At 69.4% G+C, this 25,040-nt stretch carries 25 protein-coding genes; 16 read left to right on the top strand and 9 right to left on the bottom strand.

What is annotated here, in order from left to right:
* Positions 1 to 29: 29 nt before the first annotated feature.
* Positions 30 to 572, bottom strand: coding sequence for a hypothetical protein (locus GGQ59_RS02570; RefSeq protein ID WP_183815538.1), 543 nt, complete (start codon positions 570 to 572; stop codon positions 30 to 32).
* 138 nt (positions 573 to 710) lie between these two features.
* Between GGQ59_RS02570 and GGQ59_RS02565 the strand changes: the two genes are divergently transcribed.
* Genes GGQ59_RS02565 through rplS form a run of 3 tightly spaced genes read left to right on the top strand, consistent with a single transcriptional unit; the run spans position 711 to position 3,660 of the window.
* Positions 711 to 2,516: an ATP-binding cassette domain-containing protein gene (locus GGQ59_RS02565; RefSeq protein ID WP_183815536.1), complete on the top strand. Its 1,806-nt coding sequence runs from the start codon at positions 711 to 713 to the stop codon at positions 2,514 to 2,516.
* A gap of 39 nt (positions 2,517 to 2,555) precedes the next feature.
* Positions 2,556 to 3,248 (top strand): tRNA (guanosine(37)-N1)-methyltransferase TrmD, encoded by a 693-nt coding sequence (gene trmD / locus GGQ59_RS02560; protein WP_183815534.1) that lies wholly within the window; start codon positions 2,556 to 2,558, stop codon positions 3,246 to 3,248.
* A 19-nt stretch (positions 3,249 to 3,267) separates the two neighbouring features.
* Entirely contained in the window at positions 3,268 to 3,660 is a 393-nt protein-coding gene (rplS, locus tag GGQ59_RS02555; protein WP_221400841.1) for a 50S ribosomal protein L19, read from the top strand.
* A 58-nt stretch (positions 3,661 to 3,718) separates the two neighbouring features.
* On the opposite strand, the gene GGQ59_RS02550 is transcribed toward rplS, so the two are convergent.
* Together GGQ59_RS02550 and GGQ59_RS15325 are read right to left on the bottom strand one after the other, a co-directional pair.
* Positions 3,719 to 4,282, bottom strand: coding sequence for a hypothetical protein (locus GGQ59_RS02550; RefSeq protein WP_183815532.1), 564 nt, complete (start codon positions 4,280 to 4,282; stop codon positions 3,719 to 3,721).
* A gap of 83 nt (positions 4,283 to 4,365) precedes the next feature.
* The gene (locus GGQ59_RS15325; protein WP_183815530.1) at positions 4,366 to 5,934 is read right to left on the bottom strand and encodes a mechanosensitive ion channel domain-containing protein; all 1,569 of its coding nucleotides are present in this window, start codon (positions 5,932 to 5,934) and stop codon (positions 4,366 to 4,368) included.
* Between the two features lie 86 nt (positions 5,935 to 6,020).
* Between GGQ59_RS15325 and miaB the strand changes: the two genes are divergently transcribed.
* Genes miaB through GGQ59_RS02525 form a run of 4 tightly spaced genes read left to right on the top strand, consistent with a single transcriptional unit; the run spans position 6,021 to position 9,878 of the window.
* Positions 6,021 to 7,400, top strand: a complete 1,380-nt coding sequence (gene miaB, locus GGQ59_RS02540; RefSeq protein WP_183815528.1) for a tRNA (N6-isopentenyl adenosine(37)-C2)-methylthiotransferase MiaB — start codon at positions 6,021 to 6,023, stop codon at positions 7,398 to 7,400.
* Positions 7,401 to 7,422: 22 nt separating this feature from the next.
* A complete protein-coding gene (locus tag GGQ59_RS02535) occupies positions 7,423 to 8,403 on the top strand; it encodes a PhoH family protein (RefSeq protein WP_183815526.1) in 981 nt (326 codons plus the stop codon).
* Entirely contained in the window at positions 8,403 to 8,873 is a 471-nt protein-coding gene (gene ybeY / locus GGQ59_RS02530; RefSeq protein ID WP_425511347.1) for an rRNA maturation RNase YbeY, read from the top strand. Before GGQ59_RS02535 ends, ybeY begins: the two co-directional genes overlap by 1 nt.
* An 18-nt stretch (positions 8,874 to 8,891) precedes the next feature.
* Positions 8,892 to 9,878, top strand: a complete 987-nt coding sequence (locus GGQ59_RS02525) for a hemolysin family protein (protein WP_183815515.1) — start codon at positions 8,892 to 8,894, stop codon at positions 9,876 to 9,878.
* Positions 9,879 to 9,882: 4 nt separating this feature from the next.
* Here the strand turns inward: GGQ59_RS02525 and GGQ59_RS02520 are convergent, their stop codons facing one another.
* Positions 9,883 to 10,119 carry a helix-turn-helix transcriptional regulator gene (locus GGQ59_RS02520; RefSeq protein ID WP_183815513.1) on the bottom strand — a complete coding sequence of 79 codons (237 nt, stop codon included), beginning with the start codon at positions 10,117 to 10,119 and terminating at the stop codon, positions 9,883 to 9,885.
* Positions 10,119 to 10,538, bottom strand: a complete 420-nt coding sequence (locus GGQ59_RS02515; RefSeq protein WP_183815511.1) for a hypothetical protein — start codon at positions 10,536 to 10,538, stop codon at positions 10,119 to 10,121. Before GGQ59_RS02515 ends, GGQ59_RS02520 begins: the two co-directional genes overlap by 1 nt.
* A gap of 142 nt (positions 10,539 to 10,680) precedes the next feature.
* Here GGQ59_RS02515 and lnt point away from each other — a divergent pair, with 142 nt between their 5' ends.
* Entirely contained in the window at positions 10,681 to 12,240 is a 1,560-nt protein-coding gene (gene lnt, locus GGQ59_RS02510) for an apolipoprotein N-acyltransferase (protein WP_183815509.1), read from the top strand.
* A 40-nt stretch (positions 12,241 to 12,280) separates the two neighbouring features.
* A complete protein-coding gene (locus GGQ59_RS02505) occupies positions 12,281 to 12,736 on the top strand; it encodes a helix-turn-helix domain-containing protein (protein ID WP_183815507.1) in 456 nt (151 codons plus the stop codon).
* A 5-nt stretch (positions 12,737 to 12,741) separates the two neighbouring features.
* On the opposite strand, the gene GGQ59_RS02500 is transcribed toward GGQ59_RS02505, so the two are convergent.
* Entirely contained in the window at positions 12,742 to 13,284 is a 543-nt protein-coding gene (locus tag GGQ59_RS02500) for a hypothetical protein (RefSeq protein ID WP_183815505.1), read from the bottom strand.
* 129 nt (positions 13,285 to 13,413) lie between these two features.
* On the opposite strand from GGQ59_RS02500, the gene metK reads away from it, so the two are divergent.
* Positions 13,414 to 14,580 carry a methionine adenosyltransferase gene (metK, locus tag GGQ59_RS02495; protein ID WP_183815503.1) on the top strand — a complete coding sequence of 389 codons (1,167 nt, stop codon included), beginning with the start codon at positions 13,414 to 13,416 and terminating at the stop codon, positions 14,578 to 14,580.
* Between the two features lie 68 nt (positions 14,581 to 14,648).
* The gene (gene trmB, locus GGQ59_RS02490; RefSeq protein ID WP_221400840.1) at positions 14,649 to 15,287 is read left to right on the top strand and encodes a tRNA (guanine(46)-N(7))-methyltransferase TrmB; all 639 of its coding nucleotides are present in this window, start codon (positions 14,649 to 14,651) and stop codon (positions 15,285 to 15,287) included.
* On the opposite strand, the gene GGQ59_RS02485 is transcribed toward trmB, so the two are convergent.
* Together GGQ59_RS02485 and GGQ59_RS02480 are read right to left on the bottom strand one after the other, a co-directional pair.
* Positions 15,233 to 17,326: an AMP-binding protein gene (locus GGQ59_RS02485; RefSeq protein ID WP_183815502.1), complete on the bottom strand. Its 2,094-nt coding sequence runs from the start codon at positions 17,324 to 17,326 to the stop codon at positions 15,233 to 15,235. The two genes, trmB and GGQ59_RS02485, sit on opposite strands and share 55 nt — an antisense overlap.
* A complete protein-coding gene (locus tag GGQ59_RS02480; protein ID WP_183815501.1) occupies positions 17,323 to 18,270 on the bottom strand; it encodes a glycosyltransferase family 2 protein in 948 nt (315 codons plus the stop codon). Before GGQ59_RS02480 ends, GGQ59_RS02485 begins: the two co-directional genes overlap by 4 nt.
* Before the next feature lie 151 nt (positions 18,271 to 18,421).
* Between GGQ59_RS02480 and rimP the strand changes: the two genes are divergently transcribed.
* The 3 genes from rimP to nusA are packed head-to-tail and all read left to right on the top strand — an operon-like array spanning position 18,422 to position 20,856.
* The gene (gene rimP, locus GGQ59_RS02475) at positions 18,422 to 18,964 is read left to right on the top strand and encodes a ribosome maturation factor RimP (RefSeq protein ID WP_183815500.1); all 543 of its coding nucleotides are present in this window, start codon (positions 18,422 to 18,424) and stop codon (positions 18,962 to 18,964) included.
* Entirely contained in the window at positions 18,957 to 19,286 is a 330-nt protein-coding gene (locus GGQ59_RS02470) for a hypothetical protein (RefSeq protein WP_183815499.1), read from the top strand. The genes rimP and GGQ59_RS02470 overlap by 8 nt, the downstream gene beginning before the upstream one ends.
* A 4-nt stretch (positions 19,287 to 19,290) precedes the next feature.
* On the top strand, positions 19,291 to 20,856 hold the full coding sequence (nusA, locus tag GGQ59_RS02465; protein ID WP_183815498.1) for a transcription termination factor NusA: 1,566 nt from the start codon (positions 19,291 to 19,293) through the stop codon (positions 20,854 to 20,856).
* 89 nt (positions 20,857 to 20,945) lie between these two features.
* Here nusA and GGQ59_RS02460 read toward each other — a convergent pair whose 3' ends face one another.
* On the bottom strand, positions 20,946 to 21,260 hold the full coding sequence (locus tag GGQ59_RS02460; protein ID WP_183815496.1) for a UrcA family protein: 315 nt from the start codon (positions 21,258 to 21,260) through the stop codon (positions 20,946 to 20,948).
* Positions 21,261 to 21,516: 256 nt separating this feature from the next.
* Here GGQ59_RS02460 and GGQ59_RS02455 point away from each other — a divergent pair, with 256 nt between their 5' ends.
* Positions 21,517 to 22,125, top strand: a complete 609-nt coding sequence (locus GGQ59_RS02455; protein WP_183815494.1) for a DUF448 domain-containing protein — start codon at positions 21,517 to 21,519, stop codon at positions 22,123 to 22,125.
* Positions 22,126 to 22,332: 207 nt separating this feature from the next.
* The gene (infB, locus tag GGQ59_RS02450; protein WP_183815492.1) at positions 22,333 to 24,978 is read left to right on the top strand and encodes a translation initiation factor IF-2; all 2,646 of its coding nucleotides are present in this window, start codon (positions 22,333 to 22,335) and stop codon (positions 24,976 to 24,978) included.
* The last annotated feature ends 62 nt before the right edge of the window (positions 24,979 to 25,040 follow it).

The raw sequence follows: 25,040 nt of genomic DNA, 5'->3' as shown, positions 1-25,040 counted from the left end.
AGGTCCATGACCGCGTTTTCAGCCGATCGCTAGGAGATCCAGCTCAAGGCCCCGACCCCAGCGCCGTTCGAAAGGCAGAGAAGTGCCCAGCTCTTGGTCGGGAGCGAACGTCCGTCGCTATGCCGAAACGCGACCTTGTGGGGACAGGTGGATAGCGCGTCCCAGCCGTAGCCTGGGGACGGTAGTCGGTTCTCGTCGATCTCTTCCCAGCCCGCAACGAGGTCGAGGATGGTAGCTGGAGAACCCGAAAACCGAACGACGATCTGCTCGAAGTCGTTCGATCTCTTGTGCTGCGTAGCGTCAAGCGTGATCGCGTTTGAAGGTGATTGACCGAAAACACGCTCAAACCGATGCCCGTCCGATGTCAAAGCGGCGAGCAATGGAGGCAACCAGAGGACACCGGTCATGCCAACCGGGCCAGTCAGAAACACGACCAGTACAAGGATACGCCGCGCTCCCGCCCGCGAGTTCGGCAGGTAGCGACGACTGATCACGCTAGCGAGCCACATCGCAACCACGGCGAGGCCGAGCACGAACGGTCCCACGATGATTATAACGACGGCAGGACCCATCGGAGCTCGCAACACGACCTGACGAGAGTTCAACCATCACGGGTTTGTGCTTCGTTAACGCCGTTTCTATGTGATGGCCGAACGGGCAGCGCCAGTGGCAGGGCGCTCGGGGCCCGGGTCTTGTTCCGGACGATACTCATGATCACGGCTTCTCTCTCCGGCACCCGGAAGGATCGCGAGCCCGCGCAAGCGGCTGGCCTGAGACGATCCTTGCGTGTCCTTTCCGGAATGATCCTGGCGCGGCGCGGTACGGCGGCGACGCTGATCGCGGCGGGCGTCCTCCTCGCCGGCGTTCAACTGACCGAGGCGACGCTGTTCGGCGCCATCATCGACAGCCTGACGCGCGAAGAGCCGACGCTGCCCGCCGCTCTTAGCTGGGGCGCGCTCGGGCTCCTCGGCATCGTCCTATCGGCCGTCGTGGCGCTCTTCGCCGACCGGCTCGCCCACCGGATCAAGGTGATGGGCCTGAACACCGCCTATGAGCGGGTCATTACCCTGCCGCCGCGCGCGTCGGAGCGGGGCGGGTCGGGCCGTATCCTGCGTACCTTGGTCGCGGGCTCGGACGCGCTCTTCGCCGTCTCCATCACCCTCTTCCGAGAGCACGTGACCGCCGTCGCGGCGGTCCTTCTGGTTCTGCCGCTCGCCATGTCGATCAACATCAAGCTGAGCGTCGTTCTGATCGCGCTCGCGCTTCTCTTCGCGCTCGCCTTCTCGGTCGTCACCCGCCACGCCCAGTCGGGCCAGCGCGCGGTCGAGGCGCGGGTGCAAGAGGTCTACAGCCGGGTCGGCGACGTCGTGCCCAACGTCGCGATCGTCCAGGCCTTCGGCCGGCTCGCGATCGAGGCGGAGGCGATGCGGAGCATGACGGGGAACGTCCTCAAGGCGCAGTACCCAGTGCTGGGCTGGTGGGCGATGCTCGCCATCCTGACGCGCTCGGCGGGGACGCTCGCGCTCATCGTCACGGTGACGATCGGCGCGGTCCTCGTCTCGCGCGGCGAGGCGAGCGTCGGCGAGGTCGTCACCTTCGTCGGCTTCGCGACGCTCATCATCGGCAAGCTCGACCAGATCGGCTCCGGGCTCACCCGGATCTTCGTGCAGGCGCCGACCTTGGGCGCGCTCGCGGATCTCCTCGATGCGCGCACCGGGGACGAGTCGGGCGGCAATCCCGAACTCACCCCCGAGGGCGGCGCGGTGCGCTTCGAAGACGTCAGCTTCCGCTTCCCCGACGGCGGGGGCGGGCTCGCGAATGTCAGCTTCGAGGCGAAGCCCGGCCAGACGATCGCGCTCGTGGGCCCGACGGGCTCGGGCAAGACGACGACGCTCGCGCTTCTCCAACGCTTCCGCGACCCGCAATCGGGCCGCATCCTCATCGACGGGCAGGACGTGAAGGCGCACAGCCTCGCAAGCGTGCGGTCCGCGCTCGGCGTCGTCTTCCAGGACGCAGGCCTTCTCAACCGCTCGGTCGCGGAGAACCTGCTCGTCGCCAAGCCGGGTGCCAGCACGGACGAGATGGAGGACGCGCTCGCGCGGGCCGAACTCCTCGACGCCGTCCGCCGCAAGCCGGGCGGGCTCGGCTTCGTCGTCGGCGAGCGGGGCGAGAACCTGTCGGGCGGCGAGCGCCAACGCCTCGCCATCGCCCGTGCCCTCCTGAAGGACGCGCCGATCCTCCTCCTCGACGAGGCGACGAGTGCGCTCGACCCAGCGACCGAGGGCAAGGTCAAACGAGCGCTCGACGAGGCGCGGCGCGGCCGGACCACGCTCGCCATCGCACACCGGCTCTCGACCATCGCCGACGCCGATTTGATCTTGGTGCTCGAGGCGGGCCGGATCGCCGAGCGCGGCACCTATCGCGAACTCCTCGCCAAGGGCGGCCTCTTCGCGCGCCTCGTCGCGGAGGCGGAGGACGGCGAGACGCTGCCGGCGCCCGTGTCCGTGGCGGCGTGACTGGTTGACCGGCGCGAGGCGGCGGGGCACCTGCCGCCCATGGCTTGGCACGCGACCTTCGTCACCCTCTACCCCGACGCCTTTCCGGGCGTGCTCGGCATCGGCGTGCTCGGGCGGGGCCTGCGCGAGGGCGACTGGTCCTACGACGTCGCGAACCCGCGCGACTTCGGCGTCGGCAATCAGAAAGCGGTGGACGACACGCCGGCGGGCGGGGGGCCGGGCATGGTCCTGCGCGCGGACGTTCTGGCCGCGACGCTCGACAGCGTCGAGGCGGACCGGCGCCCGCGCCTCCTTCTCAGCCCGCGCGGACGCCCGTTCACGCAAAGCTTCGCGCACGACCTCGCGCGCGGGCCCGGCGCGGTCTTCGTCTGCGGGCGGTTCGAGGGGATCGATCAGCGCGTGATCGAGGCGCGGGGCCTCGAAGAGGTCTCGATCGGCGACTTCGTGCTCGCGGGCGGCGAGGTTGCGGCCCAAGCGCTCACGGAGGCTTGCGTGCGGCTCATCCCCGGCGTATTGGGCGCGCCGGCCAGCCGTGAGGACGAGAGCTTCGAGCAAGGTCTGCTCGAGTATCCGCACTACACGCGGCCGAGAGAGTTCGAAGGCAGGGCCATTCCCGACGTCCTTCTGTCCGGTGATCACGCGAAGATCGCGGCCTGGCGGCGGGAAGAGGCTCTGAAATTGACGCGCGCGCGACGACCGGACCTTCTAAGGGCGGTCCAATCCGGCGACTAAGAGACGGAAAAGACGTCCGATGAACATCATCCAGCAACTCGAGGCGGAGCACGCCGCCGAGCTGAAGCCCGAAGTCCCCGCCTTCGCCCCCGGCGACACGGTCCGCGTCCAGGTCAAGGTGCGCGAGGGTACGCGCGAACGCCTTCAGGCCTATGAGGGCGTCTGCATCGCCCGGCAGGGCGGCGGGCTGAACCAGTCCTTCACCGTGCGCAAGATCAGCTTCGGCGAGGGCGTCGAGCGGGTCTTCCCCATCTACTCGCCGCTGGTCGACTCGATCGAGGTCGTCCGCCGAGGCAAGGTGCGTAGAGCCAAGCTCTACTACCTGCGCGCCCGCCGCGGTAAGTCCGCCAGGATCGCCGAGAAGGTCGACACCAAGCGGCTCGCGAAGAACAAGAAGAAGTCGGCGAAGTAAGCCCGGCCGGGGCGGGGCCGTTCGGCGCCGCCTCGATCGTTCCTCTCAGGCTGGGTCTTTAGACCGTTCGGGGTAGCTGGTCCGTGAAGGCGCGGAACAGCGTCGTGTCGCCGGTCATCTGCCCGAGAACCAACGTCCCCTGCAGCTCCGCGAAGGTGCGGTGCGCCCTCGCGCGCGCCGCCGATTCCTCGCGTCCGGCCCGGGCGTAGACGGTCGCGAGCGCATCGAGGAAACGCTGGGCCGCGTCCTTGATGACCGGCGCGTGCGGCGTGCCGTCGGGGACGGAGAAGAGCCGGAAGAGGCAGGTCCGCGCGCCGCCCTCATAGTAGGCAGACAGGCCGTCCGCCGCTTCTTGCAACGCCTCGCGAGGGCTGGCGGAGGAGAGCATGGGGTTGGTGACGGTCTCGTCGAACTCTTCGCAGGTGTCGCCGATCACCGCGTCGATGATGTCCTGCCGGCCCTTCGGAAAGTTGACCCGGATCACCGTCTCGTCGAGGCCGGTCTCGCTCGCGAGGTCGGCGACGTCGACGTGAGGCCCCTGTCTGCGAAGGGCCCTGCCGAGTTCGCGTAGGACGACGACGTTGTCGGCTTTGTCGTCGCGTGCCTTGTCTTCGTTCGCCATCACCCTCTCCAAGGCCGTGCGTATCATCGGTCGCAGCCTCGCCCTGGTTCTACAACCTAGGGCGTCGCTCCGGCGGGACGAGGCTACTCCGCCGCTTCGCGGTAGCCCGTTCCGAAGGCGACGGCCGAGGACCGGATATGCAGGTCGCGCTGCGGGAACGGAATCTCGATGCCGTTCTCGGCGAAGGCTTCCCAGACCCGGAACAGGATGTCCGAGCGGACGTTCGAGACGCCGTTCATCGGGTCGTTGATCCAGAAGCGAAGCTCGAAGTTGACCGAGCTGTCCCCGAACTCGGTCATGTTGCACTTGGGCGCCGGGCGCGCGAGCACGCGCGGGGTGTCGAGCGCCGCCGCCTCGACCAGCTTTCGGACCTTGTGCATGTCCTTGGTGCCGTAGCCGACGCCCATCGAGGCGTAGCAGCAGACCACCTTGTCGTTGTGCGACCAGTTGATCACCCCCTCGTCCATGAAGGTCGCGTTGGGCACGAGGTGCTCCTTGCCGTCGCGCGTGCGGATCGAGACGTAGCGCGACTTCATGTCGGTGATGGCGCCGAAGGTGTCGCCGATCTCGATCACGTCGCCGGGCTTGATCGAGCGGTCCGCAAGGAGGGTGAAGCCCGCGAGGAAGTTGCCGATGATCTTCTGAAGCCCAAGGCCGATGCCGATGCCGATCGCGCCGCCGAAGAAGGCGAGGCTGGCGAGGTCGAAGCCGATGACCGCGAGCGCCATGACGAGCGCGATGATCGGCAGGATGAACCCCATCACCTTGGCGATCAGCGCCTTGAGCGAGGCGTTGATCTCCTCGGTCTGGTTCATCCGCGTGACGAGGAGGCCGGTGAGGAAGTTCGCGAGCACGAGGAAGATCGCGAAGATCAGGCCCGCGCGCAGGACCCCGTAGAGCGAGAGGGACTGGGCGGCGTGGTCGGGCGTCTCCGGCGTGATCTCGAAGGAGACCGTGTCCATCCAGGCGAAGACGTCGCCGAGCACGCCGAAGGCGTCGAGCGCCGCGATCGGCCAGGCGACGACGAAGGCGACCTTGGACCAGAAGGGCGACCGGATCGCGAGGGTGACGAGGCGGACGACTATCCAGGCGGTGAGAAGGCTCTGCGCCGCCGACAGGAAGCCGTCCGGCTGCCCGAAGGCGCCGCGGAGGATCGCCATGGACAGGCTGAGCGTGATCCAGGCGGCGATCGGCGTCGCCAGCGTCGCGGCGGCGTCGGCGATGCGGCGAAGGATGCCCGCCGGCATCCACTTGCGAAGGTGCGAGGCGATGAAGGCTTTCAGGCGCGGCCCGAAGATGATCGCGGGTCCGATCGCGCCCAAGATCAAGGCGAGCTGGATCGCCGAGTTGATGTTGAGCACGTCGGTGCGGACCCAGGTCAGGAACTGGGCGAGCCAGGTCTGCACCCGGTCGACGTCGAGAAGGTCGGCGATCGCGGAGCCGTCGCCCGTCAGGTCCTCCGCCCCGTCGACGAGGTCGTTCTGAATGTCGGCCGCGTCCGCTTGGGCGTCGGGCGTGATGGCGGGCGCGGCGTCCGCCTGCGCCTCGGCCGCCCGCTGCGCCAACAACGCCTCGTACTCTTCGGGCGTAAGTTGAATGGTGACGCCGTCGGCGGGGACGGTGATCGTCTCGGTCCCGGGACTGTCTTGCACGGTCTGCCCTGTTCGTCTCGGACCGCAAGCTAGGCGAGCGCGGCCCCCCTCGTAAATGATCTAGGTTTACCGCTAAGGGCGGCGGCATGACGACGACATCCTCTACCTTGGCAGACGCGACCGCTCCCGCGCCGAAGCGCGTGCACTTCAAGACGTGGGGCTGCCAGATGAACGCCTACGACACGGAGCGCATGGCGGGCCTCTTGCGCCCTCTGGGCTACGCCGTGACGGAAGAGGCGTCGCAGGCGGACCTTCTGATCCTGAACACCTGCCACATCAGGGAGAAGGCGGCGGAGAAGGTCTACTCCGAGCTCGGCCGACTGAAGGCGCAGCGTAAGCCCGGCTCGAAGCTCGCGGTGGCAGGCTGCGTGGCGCAGGCGGAAGGGGCCGAGATCACGGCGCGCGCTCCCCAGGTCGACCTCGTCATCGGGCCGCAATCCTATCACCGCCTGCCCGAGCTGATCGCGCGGTCCGCCCGCGAGGCGGGCGAGGTCCTGCACACCGAGTTCGAGGCCGAGGCGAAGTTCGACGCGCTCGAGGGCGAGCGGCCCGCGCCTGGCGTCTCCGCCTTCGTCACCGTGCAGGAGGGCTGCGACAAGTTCTGCACCTTCTGCGTCGTGCCCTACACGAGGGGCGCCGAGGTGGGCCGCGCGACCGACCGCATCGTGAGCGAGGTCCGCGCGCTCGCCGCCCAAGGCGTGCGCGAGGTCACGCTGCTCGGTCAGAACGTCAACGCCTGGCGCGGGGCGCCGCCCGCCGGCATCGGCGGAGAGGCGTGGGGCCTCGGGCAGCTCTGCCGTCACCTCGCGCTCATCGATGGGATCGAGCGCATCCGCTTCACGACCAGCCATCCGAACGACATGGACGATGCGCTGATCCGCGCCTTCGCAGAGGAGCCGAAGCTGATGCCCTACCTGCACCTGCCGGTGCAGTCGGGCTCGACGAAGATCCTCAAGGCGATGAACCGCCGACATACGGCCGAAGACTACCTTCGCCTGATCGAGCGCATTCGCGCCGCCCGCCCCGACATCGCGATCTCGGGCGACTTCATCGTCGGCTTCCCGGGCGAGGACGAGGCGGCGTTCGAGGAGACGATGCGCCTCACGCGCGAGGTCGGCTACGCGGCCTGCTTCTCCTTCAAGTACTCCCGCCGCCCCGGTACGCCGGGCGCGACGATGCCCAAGCAGGTGGCCGAGGACGCGAAGGCCGAGCGCCTGGCCCGCCTCCAGGCGCTGCTCGACCAACAAAGGCTCGACTTCAACCGCGCCCAGATCGGGCGGACCCTGCCGGTCCTGTTCGAGGCGGAAGGCCGCCACGAGGGGCAGCTCAAGGGCCGCAGCCCGTACCTGCAAGCCGTGCACGCCGACGCCCCGGCGACGCTCATCGGGCAGATCGCGGCGGTCGAGATCGACGCGGCGGCGCAGATGAGCCTGTCCGGACGGCTTTCGGTGGTGGCGGCGGCGTGAGCGCTTCCTATCTGAGGGCTGAATGAGCAGCACCGAGACCCTCGTCTTCGACGACAACGCCCTGATGTCGGCCCTCGCGGGCCCGCACGATGCGAACCTCCTTTTGATCGAGAACGCGCTCGGCGTACGTCTCGACGCGCGCGGAAACGAGGTGACGCTGCGCGGCGCCGAAGGCGCGCGCTACCAGGCGCGCGAGGCGCTGCGGTCGCTCTACGCCCGCCTCGAGAAGGGCGAGCCGATCGCCGCGGCCGACGTCGAGGGCGCCCTGCGCCTCAGTGCCGGCGGCGAGGCGACGAACGGGGCCGCCTCCGCGCCGAGCCTCGTCCTGCCGCGCCGGACCATCGCGCCCCGGTCCGCGGCGCAGGCCGACTACATGCGCAAGCTGTCGCAGAACGAACTCGTCTTCGGCGTCGGCCCCGCGGGCACCGGCAAGACCTACCTCGCGGTCGCCAACGCCGCCGCGGCCTTCCTGCGCGGCGAGGTCGAACGCCTGATCCTGTCGCGGCCCGCCGTCGAGGCGGGCGAGCGCATCGGCTTCCTGCCGGGCGACATGAAGGAGAAGGTCGATCCCTACCTCCGGCCGCTCTACGACGCGCTCTACGACGTCATGCACACCGATCATGTCGACCGGCGGATCGCGGCCGGTGAGATCGAGATCGCGCCCCTCGCCTTCATGCGGGGTCGGACGCTCTCCCGCGCGGTCGTCATCCTCGACGAGGCGCAGAACGCCACGATCGGCCAGATGAAGATGTTCCTGACCCGCCTCGGCGAGGGCAGCCGCATGGTGATCACGGGCGATCCCTCCCAGACCGACCTTCCCGACGCCCGCCAGTCGGGCCTGCAGGACGCGCTGTCGCTCGTGCCCGGCATTCAGGGCGTGGCCGTCACCCGCTTCTCTGGCGAGGACGTCGTTCGTCACCGTCTCGTCGGCGAGATCGTCCGCGCCTATGATGCGCGCGAGCGCGCGCGGATGGAGAAGGCGCAGGAGCAAGCCAAGAAGTGATCCGTTTCGAGACCGAGATCGAAGGCGATTGGCCGGACGGCGCGGATGCGCTGCCCGAACGGTGCGCCGCAGCCCTTCGCGGGCTCGACCTCGAAGAGGCGCTGGACGGCGAGGTCTCCGTCCTCTTCACGGACGACGAGGCCGTCCGCAAGCTCAACCGCGACTGGCGCGGCAAGGACCGGCCGACCAACGTTCTGAGCTTTCCCGCCGAGCCTGTCCCGGGCCTGCCCGACGACGCGCAGCCCCTCGGCGACCTCGCCCTGGCTTGGGAGACGTGCGCCCGCGAGGCCGCCGAACGCGGCGTCGCGCCGCTCGATCACACGGCCCACCTTCTCGTTCATGGCCTTCTTCACCTTCTGGGGTATGATCACCGGGACGGGGAGGAGGCCCTCGCCATGGAAGCGCTCGAAGCGCGGGCCATGGCGGCCCTGGGCCTTCACGCCCCTTACGACCAGCCGCCCGCCGACTGACGGGCAGGAGAGAGACGAATGCCCGACGGCGCCGCGCCGTCCCTTCAGGCCGACCAAGCGTCGGCCCAAGACGGCCCCCCCCGACAGACGAACGCCGCGCCGGCCGGCCAAGAGGCCGAGCGCGGCCCTCTAGGCAAGCTCCTCTTCTGGCGCAGGCCGGCCCGCGAGGCCGGCCTCGGCGGCATGTTGCAAGAAGGCTCCGGCACCTCGCTGACCGACGCAGAGCGTCAGATGATCGAGCGGATCGTCGCCTTCGACACCAAGCGCGTCGACGACGTCGCGATTCCCCGCGCCGACATCGTCGGCGTGGCGGCGGATGCCGACCTGCCGAGCCTCCTGACGACCTTCGCCGAGGCGGGCCACTCGCGCCTGCCCGTCTACCGGGGCGACCTCGACGACCCGGTCGGCATGGTCCACATCAAGGACCTCGTCGGTCTGCTCGCCGATCCCGAGCGCGGCGAGGCCGAAGGCCGCCCGGCGCCGGACCGGCCGATCCTCGCGGGCCTGACCCGCCGGGTTCTGTACGTGCCCCCCTCCATGCCGATCACGGACCTCCTCCTGCGCATGCAGGCGCAGCGCGTGCACATGGCGCTGGTGATCGACGAGTTCGGCGGCACGGACGGCCTCGTGACGATCGAGGACCTGATCGAGGAGATCGTCGGCGACATCCGCGACGAGCACGACGAGCCGGAAGAGCTCTCTTTGAGCCAGGTGACGGGCGGCCGCTGGGACGCCGATGCGCGCCTGGAACTCGGCGACATCGCGGAGAAGACCGGGCTCGACCTGACGCTCGAGGACCACGAGGCCGACACGCTTGGCGGCCTCGTCTTCTCGCTCGCGGGGCGCATTCCTCTTCGGGGCGAGGTGCTCTCACACCCCGAAGGCGTGGAGCTCGAGGTCGCCGACGCCGATCCGCGCCGGATCCGGCGGATCATCATCCGCACCCGGAAGCCTCGTCCGAAGGAGGCGGCGCGTCCCGATCCTGCCCAGGCGACCGACATCTGAGCCGTCAGTCGGCCTCTGACGGTTCGGGTTCTAATCGTTCGGGTTCTGGCAGTTCGGGGTCGAAGACCGCCTCGACCGGCAGGCGGAAGGCGCGGGCGAGTTTGAAGGCGAGGAGGATCGAAGGGTCGTGCTTGCCGCGCTCGATCGCGTTGATCGCCTGGCGGGACACCCCGACCCTCTCGCCGAGCGCGCCTTGACTCCAGCCGCGCTCGGCCCGCAGCTCGGGCAGGGCGTTCCGCATCAGCGGTAGCGAAGCTTGATGACGCACTGGGCGGCGCCCGTCACGCCGATCAAGGCCGGCCAAACCCAGTACAAGGACGGTTGCGGCCAGCCGAAGGCGTCCACCAAGAAGGCGTAGGCGAAGCTGCCGAGGCCGACGATCATCAAGGATACGAGGCAGGCCTCGGTGAAGATGCGCTGCTGCACCTCGTCGCGCGACCTGACGAGGTCCAGGACCACCGGCACGATCAGGACGGCGGCGAGGGCGGGGGTCAGCACGAAGAGGCCCCGGAAGAGCACGGGCCAGTCCTCGGAGGGGATCAGGTTTATCGCGAAGAGGGCCGCGAAGTAGAGCGCCATCACGCCGCTCAGGCGGGCGAGGTAGCGCCGGGCGGGCGCCTTGAGGAAAGTCGCGTCGGGCGACGAGAAGCTACGGATCATAGGGACCTCCAATAGGGCTGTCACGTAGACCTGACACCCGCCCCTGTCAAGAGAACCTGACAAGATGGCGAGGTGACCTCTCGCGGGCGACGTGGCATCAGCGCTGCGTAGACAGGGCGATGGGCAAGAGGCGATGGCGGGCATGGCGGAAGGAATGCGGGCGCTGTCGGGCTGGCGCCGGTGGCTCTGCGCCCTCGGACTGGGCCTGGTCGCAGCACTCGCCCAAGCGCCTTTCGGCATCCTGCCCGCCCTCTTCGCGTTCGCGGGCCTCTTCCTCCTCGTCGAGGGCAGCGTCCGGCACGGCAGACCCTTGCGGTCGGCCTTCGTCGCCACCTTCTTGTTCGGCTTCGGCGCCAACCTGCTCGGCCTCTACTGGATCGGCTTCGCCTTCCTCGTTCAGGCCGATCAGTTCGCCTGGATGATCCCGGTCCTGGTGCCGGGCCTGATGGCGTTCCTCGCGCTTTATGCCGGGCTCGCCGGCGTCCTCGCCGTCTTCGCCTGGCGCGGTCCGTGGGGCCGTTCGGGGATCGGCCGCGTCCTCGCCTTCGCCGGCGTTTGGGCGCTTTGCGAGTTCCTGCGCGGGCACCTCTTCACGGGCTTCCCCTGGAACCTCGTCAGCCAGTCCGCGACGGCTTGGCTGCCATTGGCGCAGAACGCGGCCTGGGCAGGGCCTTATGGGTTGAGCCTCGTCCTCGTCGTCCTCGCGACGCTTCCCGCCCTCGGATTGACGCGGCGCTGGCCCTGGATCGCCCTTGCCGGCGGGCTCGGCGCGCTGTGGCTCTACGGCGCCGTCGGGCTCTTGGCGGCTGGAACGCCGCCGACGCCGGAAGCGACGCTCCTCGTCGTGCAGCCCAACGTGCCCCAGCGCGACAAGCTCGACCCCGACAAGCAAGCGATCAACCTGCGCCGCACGCTCGAGATGACGGCGGCGGCAGCCGCGGACGTCGAAGGGCCCGCCTACGTCGTCTGGCCCGAGAACACCTTCCCCTTCCTCTCCGAGCAGCCGGAGGTCGAGGCAGGCCTCGCGCGGCGCCTTCCGGACGAGGCGGTGCTGATCACCGGCACGATCCGCGCCGAGGAGACCGAAGCGGGCTTCGACTTCTTCAACGCGGTCGAGGTCTACGGCCCGACCGGCGATGAAGGAAAACGCCTCGCCGCGACCTACGCCAAGCACCACCTCGTGCCCTTCGGCGAGTACCTGCCCCTCGAAGGGCTCTTCGAGGCGACGGGCCTCGCGGCCATGTCGCCGGTCGGCGGCGGCGGCTTCACCGCTGGGCCGGGCCCCGCCGTGGTCGAGGCCGGCCCAGCACCCTTCGCGCCGCTGATCTGTTACGAGGACGTCTTCCCGCGCCAGCTCTACCCCGAGGGGGACCGCCCCCACTGGCTCGTCGTCGTCACCAACGACGCCTGGTTCGGCGACGGGGCGGGGCCGAAGCAGCACCTCGCCATTGCGCGTATGCGGGCGATCGAGAGCGGGCTGCCCGTCGTCAGGGCTGCGAACACGGGCATCTCGGCGGTCATCGACGCGCAAGGACGCCTGCTCGAAGCCCTTCCTTTGTACGAGGCCGGCGTCATCGAGGCCGCTCTGCCGCCTGCGAAACCTCGTACCATATACGATCGGCTCGGGGGTGCCGTTCTGTCGATCCTGCTCGCATTGGTTGCGGTCGCGCCTTGGGCTTCGGGACTTGCGCGGCGCGGTTGAACGCTGCATCCCCTTATCCCACGGAACGGGAGGGAGCCTCATGGCCGCCAAGCCTGAGAAGAACACGGAGAACAAACGGGCCCCGCACCCCATGGACATCCATGTCGGCAGCCGCGTGCGCCTCAGGCGGATGATGCAAGGCCTCAGCCAGGATCGCTTGGGCGAAGAACTCGGCCTGACCTTTCAGCAGGTCCAGAAGTACGAGAAGGGCATCAACCGCATCGGGGCCGCCCGCCTGTGGGAGATCGGGCGCATCCTCGATGTCCCCGTGCAGTTCTTCTATGACGACTATGGCGACGGGCCCGAGACGATGATCGGCTTCGCCGAGACGCATCCGGACCATGGCGATGACAAGTCGGACTTCCTCGCGGTCCTTTCGACCCCGGAAGGGATGCAGCTCTGCCGGGCTTTCGCGAAGATCAAGGACTACCAGGTGCGCCGGCGCGTCCTCGACCTCGTCAAGACGCTCGGCGAGGATGACGGCGGAGACGACTGAGCCGCCTACTCCTCGCCGCTCTCGCAGCGCGCAGGCTCCGGACGGCTGAACCTATTCATCCCGGTCCGCCAGCACCGCTCGTAGACGGAACAGTAACAGGCCTCGACCTTCAAGGACTGCCACATGGCGTCCGCCGTGGCGGTGGCCGCGTCGTCGCCCGGGGGCCAGCGCGCTTCGAACAGCGTGTACCGCTCCCCGCTCCCCAGGAGGTTGCCCTGCAAGGGCGCTGTCCAAAGGCTGCCTTCCTCACCGCGCAGCGCGGCCGTCGCGGCGCCGAGCTCGTCGAAGTTCGTAAGAGGCTCGCCCTCCCACGCGATCGCCGCTCCCTCGATGAAGGCCGGTCCCGTGCCGATGTTGGCGATGTCGATCCTGAAGCTCCGCCCGTCCGCTTCGGTGAGGAAACGGGTCTGGATCTTGAGAAGCGGCAACACGGCCGCCTCCTGTTGGCGCCGCGTCGTTCGCGCCTGATCCCAGCTGACCGCGACGGCGGCAAGGCCGACGACGATCGCGCTGATCGATCCGATGGTCTCGAACTTCAAACGCTTCATTCGCCCGGCCGCGCCCCTTCGATAGTGGCGTTTAGCAGCAGCTTGGCGCGAAGCGGAGTCGCCGCACGCTTGCCCTCTCGAATCGGAACGATATAACGCGCCGTTTATATCCCTCGACGAGGCTCCGCCATGCCCGCAACCATCTACGACTTCACCTCGGAATCCGTCTCCGAAGGCCACCCCGACAAGGTCGCCGACCGGATCTCCGACGCGATCGTGGACCTGCACCTCGCCCGCGACCCCGAGGCCCGGGTCGCCGTCGAGACGCTGGTGACGACGAACAAGGTCGTGCTCGCCGGCGAGACGCGCTGCGCCGCCGCGGTGAACCCCGACGAGATGGTCGAAGCCGCCCGGCGCGTGATCCGCGACATCGGCTACGACCAGGAGGGCTTCTCCTGGCGCACGGCTGACGTCGACGTGCTCGTCCACGGACAGTCGGTCGAGATCGCGCAGGGCGTCGACGAGGGCGAGGGCAAGCCCGAAGGCGCGGGCGACCAGGGCATCATGTTCGGCTTCGCGACCGACGAGACCGAGAGCCTGATGCCGGCGCCGATCGCCTTCTCTCACGCCATCGTCGGGGCGCTCGCCAAGGCGCGGCACGAAGGCCAGCAGCACGAACTCGAGCCCGACGCGAAGAGCCAGGTCACTCTGCGCTACGAGGACGGACGGCCCGTGCGCGCGGACTCGGTCGTCGTCTCGACCCAGCACAAGGACGGCTTCTCCCAGGCGCAGATGCGCGAGATCGTGCGTCCTTACGTCCTCGAGGTCCTGCCCGAAGGCTGGATGTGCGAGGAGGACGACTTCTACGTGAACCCCACGGGCAAGTTCGTGATCGGCGGGCCCGACGGCGACACGGGGCTGACGGGCCGCAAGATCATCGTCGACACCTATGGCGGCGCGGCGCCTCATGGCGGGGGCGCCTTCTCCGGCAAGGACCCGACCAAGGTCGACCGCTCGGCCGCCTACGCCGCGCGCTACCTCGCCAAGAACGTCGTCGCGGCGGGCCTCGCGAAGCGCTGCCTGATCCAGCTCTCCTACGCGATCGGCATCGCCCATCCGCTGTCCGTCTACGTCGACTTCGCCGGGACGGGCGAGGCGGACGAGGACGCGGTCGCGAAGACCCTGCGCGAGGTGATGGACCTGACCCCGCGCGGCATCCGCATGCATCTCGGCCTCAACCGTCCGATCTACGAACGCACCGCCACCTACGGGCACTTCGGCCGCAAACCCGAGGCGGATGGCGGCTTCTCCTGGGAGAAGACCGACCTCGCGGACGAGCTCAAGAGGGCGTTCTGACCGAGGACCGCCTTCGCCTCTTCGGACGGCGTCAGGACAAGCCGCTGAAGCCGCGCCAACAGCGGCTGATGTCAGACTTGCTGCCGCGCGTCTCGGTCGGCCCCGAGACGGTGGCGCAGATCGTCCGTAGCCATGAGGGCCCCGTGCTTCTGGAGGTCGGCTTCGGCGGCGGCGAGCACTTGGCCTACCAGGCAGCGCGGCGACCGGACGCGCTGGCGATCGGCGCCGAGCCCTTCGTCAACGGCGTGGCGAAGCTCCTTACGAAGATCGAGGAGGAGAGCCTTCGCAACGTCCGCATCTGCCACGGCGACGCCCGCCCCCTGCTGGCCGCGATGCCGGACGGCTGCGTCGACACGCTCTACGTCCTTCACCCCGACCCCTGGCCCAAGCGTAAGCACCACAAGCGGCGCATCGTGAACCAGGACCTTCTGGCCGAGGCGGCGCGGCTTCTTCGTCCGGGCGGCGAGCTTCGCGTCGCCTCCGACATCCCGGACTACGTCCGTTGGGCTCTGATGCAGGCGCAGCGCGCCCGGACCGAAGGCGGACCTTTGCGGTGGACCGCCCGGCGTCAGGACGACTGGCTCGTCCGGCCCGAAGACTGGCCGCAGACCCGTTACGAGGCCAAGGCGCTGAGGGAGGGCCGCGCGCCCGCCTACTTGCGCTTCGTACGCGGCGCGGACGCGGTCACCACCACCGGCGCCGCCTGAACGATGGAGTAAGGCGGCACGTCCGCCGTGACGACCGCGTTCGGTCCGATGACGCAGTGGCGCCCGACCACGACGCCGCCCGCGATCACGGCGCCGGTCGCGATGTTCACGCCGTCCTCGATGATCGGCTTCTCGTCGAGCGCCGAGAGCCGACCGACGCCGAAGGTCGTGTTCTGACGGATGGTGACGTCGTTCCCGATCGACTGCGCGCCGAGGATCATGCCGCCGAAGTGCTCGAGCTTGACGCGGCGGCCCACCCGAACCGTGTAGTCGAGCTTGATCCCGCTCCAGCCGCGCACGAGGTGGACGGAGAAGCGGTAGATCAGGGTCAGGACCATACGGGCGGGCTTGAAGCGCACCCCCATGCGCCAGTTGGCGAAGCGGTGCCAGAACAGCGCCCAGAAGCCGTGCGAGAGGAGGTCGCTCTCATGCGTACGGAAGTCCTCGCGGATGAGGGCGAGGAGGCCGATGTCCTTCGGGTTGCCGTTCGTGCGCCCCTCGTTCTTCTCGAAGACGGGACGCTGTTCGGCTCCCCCATCGTCTGTCCGTGCTAGGAGCGTGGAGAGCGGCAGGTCGAGCCAACCCGCGGGCAGCCGCCCGCCCTCCCCCTCGAGCAGCATGGCGGCTTCGAGGCTGGTGATCGAGTCCGCCTCGTAGGCGCGCAGGGAGCGCGAAGGGTCGAGGCGCGCCTCGCCCAAGAGCGAAGCGAGGCGATCTTCGAGCGGCAGGTCCGCGGCGACCGGCGCCGAAGCCGCCGCCTCGTCTTCGAGGTAGGCTTGCGCAACGAGCCGGCGCTGCACCTTGCCGGTCGCCGTGCGGGGCAGGGCGGCCAGCCGCGTGACCGTCAGTACCGAACGGGCGTCGACGCCCTCCGCGGACAGGCTCTCCGCCATGCCGGCGCGCAGCGTCTCCTCGTCGAGGTCTGCGCCGTCCTCGATGGCGAGCAGCGCCCGCTCGCCGTAGCGCGCGTCGGGCAGCCGGGCGAGGGCGAAGCCGCCCGCAACGCCGAGACGCCGGGCGACCTCCCGCTCGATGCGGTCCGGCGACAGCTTCTTGCCGCCGCAGTTGATGAGGTCGTCCGCGCGGCCTTCGTAGTAGACGTAACCGTCCTCGATCCGCCCGAGATCGCTGGTGCGAAGCCAGCCGTCCCCTTGCGTGATCGGAACGATGCCCGCCGGGGTCAGGCGACCGCTCGCGAGGTGGGGGCCTTTGATCTCGATCCTGCCGCCCTCGCCGATCCGCGCCTCGACGCCGCCGACGGCGCGCCCGACGCTCTCGAGGCGGTCGTCCGGTGCCTGATCGATCCTAAGGAAGGTGCTGCGCGAGGCCTCGGTCAGTCCGTAGTGCTGCAAGATCGCGGCGCTGGGGAAGAGCGCCTTCAAGGCGCGCTTCTCGTCGGCGGCCATGTACTGGCTGCCGATCTCGATCCAGCGGACGTTCCGGCTTCCCGTACGGAAGAGGTCCGGGCGCGCGAGGACGAGGCGCCAGAGGCTCGGCACGGCGGAGACGGCGTTGACCTCGCCCGCCTCGATCATCGCCGCGAGTTCGTAAGGGTCGAAGCCGCCCTCGGGGACGAAGGCCTTGCCGCCGACGGCCGCGGCGAGGCGGCAGCGGCCGAAGCCGAAGGAGTGCGTGACGGGAACGCCGACATACTCGCGAAGGGCCTCGGTCGCGCCCATCGCCTCGGTCAGGCGCGCGACGACGTCCTCGAGCGCGGCGTGGGAGAGGACGATCGCCTTGGGCTCGCCCTCGGTTCCGGAGGTGAAGCTGACGAGGGCGGGGCCGTCCTCGCCGGTCCCGGCGTAGCGTTCCTCGATCCAGCCGCCGCCCGGCGCGGGTGCGGCGACGTCTTCCGCCCCCGTGGCGCTCAGCCGCTCGGCGTCGTCCGCGGCGCGCAGCGGCACCGCGACCTTCCCGTCGCGGAAGAGGCCGAGCAGCGTACGGACGTATTCGGGGCCGTTCGCCGCGACGACGCCCACCACCGGACGGCCGAGCGCTTCGTTCGGGGTGAGGGCGGCCTGGGCCTCGTTCCGGCTCATGCGCGGCCCCGAAGGGCGCCGAGCAGGCAGATGCGCGCGAAGGTCCCGAGGCGGGCGCCGCCGCGCCGCGGCTGTCCGGCGATCGTGTCCTTGACCGTGACGAGTACGGTCCCCGCGAGGTAGCAAAGCGCCGCGCCGGCCGCGTAGGCGGGGCCGTGGTTCTTGACGAAGTAGCGCCGCCAGCTCTCATACCAGTAGGTCGGCAGCGGCTTTCCGACGGCCTTGCCGCCTTGAAGACCGGTCGCGGCGCCCGCGTAGTGCACGACCCGCGCGCGCGGCTCGGTCAGCACGCTGAACCCGGCGCGGCGCACGGCGAGGTTCCAGTCGACCTCCTCGAAGTACAAGAAGAAGCCCTCGTCCATCTCTCCCGCCGCCTCGATCGCCTCGCGCCTGATGAGGAAGGCCGCGCCCGTGACCCAGTCGCAGGGCGCGGGCCCGTCCACCGCCTGCGGCTTCGCGACCTTGCCGGTCAGGCGCTGGACGGCGCCCAGGGCCGAGGTCGAGGCGAGCTCGCCGAGGGCGGAGGGAAACTCGAAGGCGTAGGAGCGCGGGCTGCCGTCCTCGTTCTCGACCCGCGCGCCGACGATCCCGGCGTCGGGGTGCGCCTCCATCGTCTCGACGAGGCGCCCGAGCGCGCCTTCGCGCGGATAGGCGTCCGGATTCAGCATGAAGTAGGCGTCGTGGCCACGTCCCTCGGCGGCTTCGAGCGCCCGGTTGTTCCCATAGGCGAAGCCGCCATTCCTGGGCGCCGCGACGACGGTGACGTCCGCCATCCCGGCGGTCGCGGCCTCGAGCTTGTCGGCGTCGCCGCCGGGCGAGGCATTGTCGACGATGTAGACGTGCGAGCCGTTATGGGCGGCCGCCTCGCGGCGCGTCGCGCCCAGGCCGGCGAGGACGAGGTCCGCCGTTCCGTAGTTCACGATGATGACGCCGACGCTGCTCATCGATGCCTGCCTTCCGCTCGCGCTGCGGCATCGCAGCATGCAAGGGGGGTGACAAGTGGCGCTGCGCTGCCTAGATCATCGGCAGCATTTCGAGCATCATCGAAGGCGGCCCCCCGGGGCCGCCTTCTTCGTTAAGGGCCCGACCTTCGCCGTGAGCACACCGCAGACAGAGCGCTTGGAAGAGATCGTCGAGCCAACTTGCGAGGCGGCGGGCTTCGAACTCGTGCGCCTGCGCGTGACAGGGTCCAAGGACAAGACGCTGGAGATCATGGCCGAGCGGCCCGACGGCACGATGACGGCCGAGGACTGCGCGCAGCTCTCCCGCGCGCTCTCGCCCGTGCTCGACGAGACCGACCCGATCGAGGGGAACTACACGCTGGTCGTCTCCTCGCCCGGCATCGACCGGCCGCTCACCCGGCTCAAGGACTACGAGCGCTGGGAAGGCTTCGCCGCCAAGATCGAGCTGACCCAGGCGGTCGAGAACCAGAAGCGCTTCAAGGGCACGCTCGCCGGCGTCGAGGACGGCGACGTCCTCTTCGACATCGAGGGCGAGGAAGAGACGGCGGTCATTCCTTACGGCCTGATCGCGAGCGGGAAGCTCGTTCTGACAGACGAACTCGTCACCGAGAGCCTGCGCCGGGCGAAGGCGGCGGGCCGGGCGCCCGAAGGCGCGCCCGCGAACGACGATGCGTGACGCGGCGTCCGCTCCCCGCCGGCACCGGCTGACGCGCGGCGTCGCCGCCGTGCTGTCGATCCTTGGCATCGTGACCTTCACGATGGTCAGCATGATCCTCCTCGCCGCGACGAATCTGCGCGACCGCTGCACCGACGATGGCGGCGTCTTCGACGAGGAGGCACGGCGGTGTCTCTGCTCGAACGATCAGCGGGGGACAGACGCCGTTCAGACGACCCCCCGACAGGCCGAGTGGCGCCGCTGGTGCGCCGAGAAGACGACGCTCGCCGAGATGAAGGGCAGCGCCGCGGCGCCGCCCGCCCAGACCAAGTGGAAGGACTGACCCCATGGCCGTGACAGCCAACAAGATCGAGCTGATGCAGATCGCCGACGCGGTCGCGCGCGAGAAGTCGATCGACCGGATGATCGTGATCGAGGCGATGGAGGACGCGCTCTCTCGCGCGGCCCGCTCGCGCTACGGCGCCGAGACGAACGTCCGCGCCGAGATCGATCCGCAGACCGGCGAGACGCGGCTTTGGCGCCTGATGGAGGTCGTCGAGACGGTCGAGAACGACTCGGCCGAGATCGCCCTCGTCGACGCACAGCGGCAGAACCCCGAAGCCGAGCTCGGCGACTTCCTCTCCGACCCCCTGCCGCCCGTCGACTTCGGCCGGGTGGCGGCGCTCGCGGCCAAGCAGACCATCACCCAGAAGGTCCGCGACGCCGAACGCGAGAACCAGTACGAGGAGTTCAAGGACCGCCAGGGCGAGATCATCTCCGGCCTCATCAAGCGGATCGAGTACGGCCACGTCATCGTCGACCTGGGCCGGGCCGAGGCGGTCATCCGCCGCGACCAGCAGATCCCGCGTGAGCCGCTGCGCCAGGGCGACCGCGTTCGGGCCTACGTCGCGGATGTCCGCCGCGAGCCGCGCGGGCCGCAGATCTTCCTCTCGCGCACGCATCCGCAGTTCGTGGCGCGCCTGTTCGAGCAGGAGGTGCCCGAGGTCTATGACGGCGTGATCGAGATCAAGGCGGTCGCGCGCGATCCGGGCTCCCGCGCCAAGATCGGCGTCTACTCGAACGACAGCTCGATCGACCCGGTCGGCGCCTGCGTCGGTATGAGGGGGTCCCGCGTTCAGGCGGTGGTCTCGGAGATCGCCGGCGAGCGGATCGACATCGTGCCGTGGTCGGAGGACACCGCGACCTTCATCGTCAACGCCCTCGCCCCCGCCGAGGTCGCCAAGGTCGTCCTCGACGAGGAGATGGAGCGGGTCGAGGTCGTGGTCGCCGAGGATCAGCTGTCGCTCGCCATCGGGCGCAGAGGCCAGAACGTGCGCCTCGCCTCGCAGCTCTCCGGCTACGAGATCGACCTCATGACCGAAGAGGAAGAAGCGAAGAAGCGCCAGAAGGAGTACGCCGAGCGCTCCGCCCTCTTCATGGAGGTGCTCGACGTCGACGAGATGATCGCGAACCTGCTCGTCGCGGAGGGCTTCGCGCGGGTCGAGGAGATCGCCTATGTCGACCTCGACGAGATCGCGATGATCGAGGGCTTCGACGACGAGACCGCGCAGGAGCTGCAGGCGCGCGCGCAGGAGTGGCTCGAGAACGAGCGTCAGGCGCTCGACGCGAAGCGGCGCGAGATGGGCGTCGAGGACGACCTCCTCACGATCGAGGGGCTCGATCTCAAGATGGTGGTCGCGCTCGCCGAGGAAGGCGTGAAGACCGTCGAGGACCTCGCGGGCTGCGTCACCGACGACCTGACCGGCTGGACCGAGCGGGTCGAGGGCGAGAAGAAGCACTACGAAGGCATGCTCGAGAAGTACCGCGTGCGTCCCGAGACGGCCGAGGCGATGATCGCCGAAGCGCGCGCGCGCGTCGGCTGGGATGTCGAAGAAGAGCCGGCCGAAGCCTGAAGACCCGGGGGCGAAAAGAAGAGGCCGCGCTCGGCTCGTGCCGGGCGCGGCCTCTTCTCGTTTGTGGGTCGGCGGCGTAGGGCGGGTCGTCAGTCCGCGAGGGCCAGCCTCGGCCGTTCCGCGCCGGCGTGCCATGCGGTCAGGACCGGATGGTCGAAGCCCGACACGATCTCCTCGACGAGCTCCTCGCGGCAGCGCTCCGCGGCGGCGTGTTGCCGCAAGGACGTGCGGCGCTTCGTGCCGCAGGCGGCTTCGGCGGTCCGTTCGATCTTGGCGTAAGTCTCCGCCACGCCTCGTTCCGAGGCGAGGTCGCCCGAGTGAACCGAGACGGTCACGTCGCCCGCATAAGCGGTCGCAGAGAGCGTGGCGATCGCGGCAAGAGCCGGCAGGTAAATCTTCTTCATGGTGTGTCCTGTCCCCGAAGGTCTGTAGTTTACGGGGGGCGTTATAAGAGAGAGGCGTTTCCCTGTGCTTAAGTATCCTGGTTAATTCCTCTGTATTTCAAAGTATAGAATTCGAACGATCGACCGCTGCCAGGACCTGGCGGCGCGCCGAAGAACAGTAGGCGGACGTTGCGGGGCGGAAGAGACGCGTGCGCGGCGTCGCTCAGAACGCACTTGGCGAGAACCGCCTCTGGGGCGTAGCTGCCCCTCCAACCGCTTGGAGGCTTCGATCGACAAGACCCGCCATAACGACCGGCGCTGCATCGCGACCGGCGAGGCGCTGCCGCCCGGCGCCCTCGCTCTGCGCTTCGTGCGGGGGCCCGGCGGGGCGGTCGTTCCCGACCTCAGGGGCAGCTTGCCGGGCCGGGGCGCGTGGATCGGCGCCTCGCGCGCCCGTCTCGTCGGCGCGGCGAGAAAGAAGGCCTTCTCCCGGGCCTTCAAAGCGCCCACGGAGGTTCCGGCCGAACCGGACGCCTTCGCCGACCAGGTCGAGAGCCTCCTGCGGGACCAGGCGTTGCGCGCGCTCGGCCTCGCCCGCCGGGCGGGGGTCCTCCATGTCGGCTTCGAAGCGGTCAGAGAGCGCGCCTCCAAGCTCTCCGCCTACCTGACGCCGCTCGACGCGTCGCCCGACGGCGTCTCGAAGGTGAAGGGGCGTCTTGCGGCGGCGGGGCAGGTCCCCCACATCGTCCTTCCGGTCGAGAGCGACGTGCTGAGCGGCGCGATCGGCGAACTGGGCGCGGTCCATCTCGGGCTCGCGCGCGGTGGTCCGGCGTCGTCGGCTTTGAAGGCCGTGCGGCTTTGGACCGCGTTCCACGTGGAAAGTTGAGCATCACGCAAGCTTCACGCGCGGGACGGTGGACGAGCGCGGCTTTCCCGTCTATCGGGGCGCTTCCCCGACTTCGGGGCCCAACGCCAGAGGGTAAGGCGCGCACGGCGACCCGGCTTGACGGGGCGCCATGAGAGACGGCCAGGCGGCCCACCGGCCTTGTTGGGTTGAGACATCCGGATCGCTCGGCGGTCCTGACGGAGACGTATGAGCGACGAGACGCAAGAAAGACCGCAAGATCAACGACAAGAGGGCCGCTCCGGAGGCCGGAAGCCGTTGAGCCTGCGCGGATCGACCGAGACGGGGTCGGTCAAGCAGAGCTTCAGCCACGGCCGGACCAAGACCGTCGAGGTGGTCAAGAAGCGCCGTGTGGTGAACCCGGGCGGCGGGAGCGGCGGCAACGGCGCGCCCACGCAGACCAAAGTCAGCAAGCCGGTCGAGAAGCGCGAGACGCCCAAGCCGTCTCCGGCCGCCTCGGCGGGCCGTGCCGGCACCGTGCCGCCCAAGCCGCAGGGCAAGGTCGTGCGCCGCCTCTCCGACGAGGAGGCGAAGCGCCGTCAGATGGCGCTCGCGCAGGCGAAGAAGATTCAGGCCGAGAAGGCTGCCCGCGAGGCGAAAGAGCGCGAGGAGCGCGAGAAGCGCGAAGCCGAGGAGCGCGCGCGTCTCGAGGAGGCCCGCAAGGCCGCCGAAGCCGAAGAGAAGAAGCGCGCCGTCGAGGCCGAGGCCCGTAAGAAGGCCGAGGAAGAGGCCCGCAAGGCGCTCGACGCCGAGGAGGCTGAGCGCAAGCGCCGCCAGGAAGCCAAGCAGACCGCGCCTGCCGGCACGGCGCCGAAGGGCCGCGGCAAGGACTCGCCCTCCGTCGAGGCGGACTCGGACGATCCGCTCTCCGCGCTCGGCGGCCGGATCAAGCAGAAGCGCGGCTTCGGCGGACAGGACACCTCCAAGAAGGAGGCGCCCAAGCGCCGGACCGGCAAGCTGACCATCGCCAACGCCCTGCAGGACGACGACCGCCAGCGCAGCCTGGCCTCGGTCCGCCGGGCGCGCGAACGCGAGAAGGCGGCACGGGCCAAGCGCGGCGGCTCCAACCAGCCCCAGGTCCGCGAGGTCGTCATCCCCGACATCATCACCGTCGCGGACCTCGCGAGCCGGATGGCGATGCGCCAGACGGACCTCATCAAGGAGCTGATGAAGCAAGGTCACATGGTGACCGCCAACAACACGCTCGACGCGGACACCGCGCAGCTCATCGTCGAGGACATGGGCCACTCGGTGAAGCGCGTCTCCGAAGCCGACGTCGAAGAGGGCCTGATCGCGCCCGACCGGGCCGACGCGGCGCTCAAGCCGCGCCCGCCCGTCGTGACCATCATGGGCCACGTCGACCACGGCAAGACCTCGCTGCTCGACGCGATCCGCAAGGCGAACGTCGTCTCGGGCGAGGCTGGCGGCATCACGCAGCACATCGGCGCCTATCAGATCGAGGCGCCGTCGGGCGACAAGATCACTTTCCTCGACACGCCGGGCCACGCGGCCTTCACGGCCATGCGGGCGCGCGGCGCGAACGTGACGGACATCGTCGTCGTGGTCGTCGCGGCCGACGACAGCGTCATGCCGCAGACGGAAGAAGCGATCAGTCACGCGCGCGCCGCCGGCGTGCCCATGATCGTCGCCGTCAACAAGATCGACGTGCCGGGCGCCGACCCGAACAAGGTCAAGACCGACCTCCTGCGCTACGAAGTGCAGGTCGAATCGATGGGCGGGGACATCCAGGACGTCGAGGTCTCCGCGCTCAAGAAGACCAACCTCGACGGCCTCCTCGACGCGATCGCGCTGCAAGCCGAGTTCCTCGAGCTGACGGCGAACGCCGACCGCGAAGCCTACGGTTCGGTGGTCGAAGCCAAGCTCGACAAGGGCCGCGGTACGGTCGCCACCTTCCTCGTCCAGGCCGGCACCTTGAAGCGCGGCGACATCGTCGTCGCCGGCTCCGAATGGGGCAAGGTCCGCGCTCTCTCCGACGAGAACGGCAAGCCGATGAAGGAAGCGCTGCCGAGCCAGCCGGTCGAGATCCTCGGCCTCGGCGGCGTGCCGGAGCCGGGCGACCAGTTCGTCGTCGTCGAGAGCGAGGCGCGCGCCCGCGAGGTCGCCGAGTACCGGGCCCGCGTGAAGCGCGAGAAGCAGAACGCGCAGAGCGCCGGGACCAGCCTCGAGCAGATGATGGCGCAGCTCGCCGACGCAGAGATCAAGGACCTGCCCGTCGTCATCAAGGGCGACGTCCAGGGATCGGTCGAAGCGATCGTCGGCTCGCTGCAGAAGCTCTCGACCGACGAGGTCCGGGTCCGCGTCCTCCATACGGGCGTCGGTGCGATCTCGGAATCGGACGTGGTACTCGCCCATGCGTCGGGCGCCCCCGTCATCGGCTTCAACGTCCGGGCGAACGCCCAGGCGCGGCAGGAAGGCGAACGCTCGGGCACGGAGATCCGCTACTACTCGGTGATCTACGACCTGATCGACGACATCAAAGGCACGCTCTCGGGCATGCTCGACCCCGAGCTGCGCGAGACCTTCCTCGGCAACGCCGAGATCCTCGAGGTCTTCAACGTGTCGAAGGTCGGCAAGGTCGCCGGTTGCCGCGTGACCGAGGGTCAGGTGAAGCGCGGCGCTTCCGTCCGCCTGCTCCGCGACAACGTCGTCATCCACGAGGGCACGCTGTCGCAGCTCAAGCGCTTCAAGGACGACGTGAACGAGGTTCCGGCCGGCCAGGAGTGCGGCATGAGCTTCGCGAACTACGACGACCTCAAGGTCGGCGACGTCATCGAGTGCTTCCAGGTGGAACGCATCGAGCGGACGCTCGACTGATAAGCATCAGGGCCGGGCGGGAACTTCCCGCCCGGCCCGCTTGCTCCGGGGCGTTCCTGCCC

This window comes from Parvularcula dongshanensis, from assembly GCF_014199615.1.
GTDB classification, from domain to species: Bacteria; Pseudomonadota; Alphaproteobacteria; order Caulobacterales; family Parvularculaceae; genus Parvularcula; species Parvularcula dongshanensis.
This window is presented reverse-complemented; position numbering and strand designations above follow the sequence as displayed.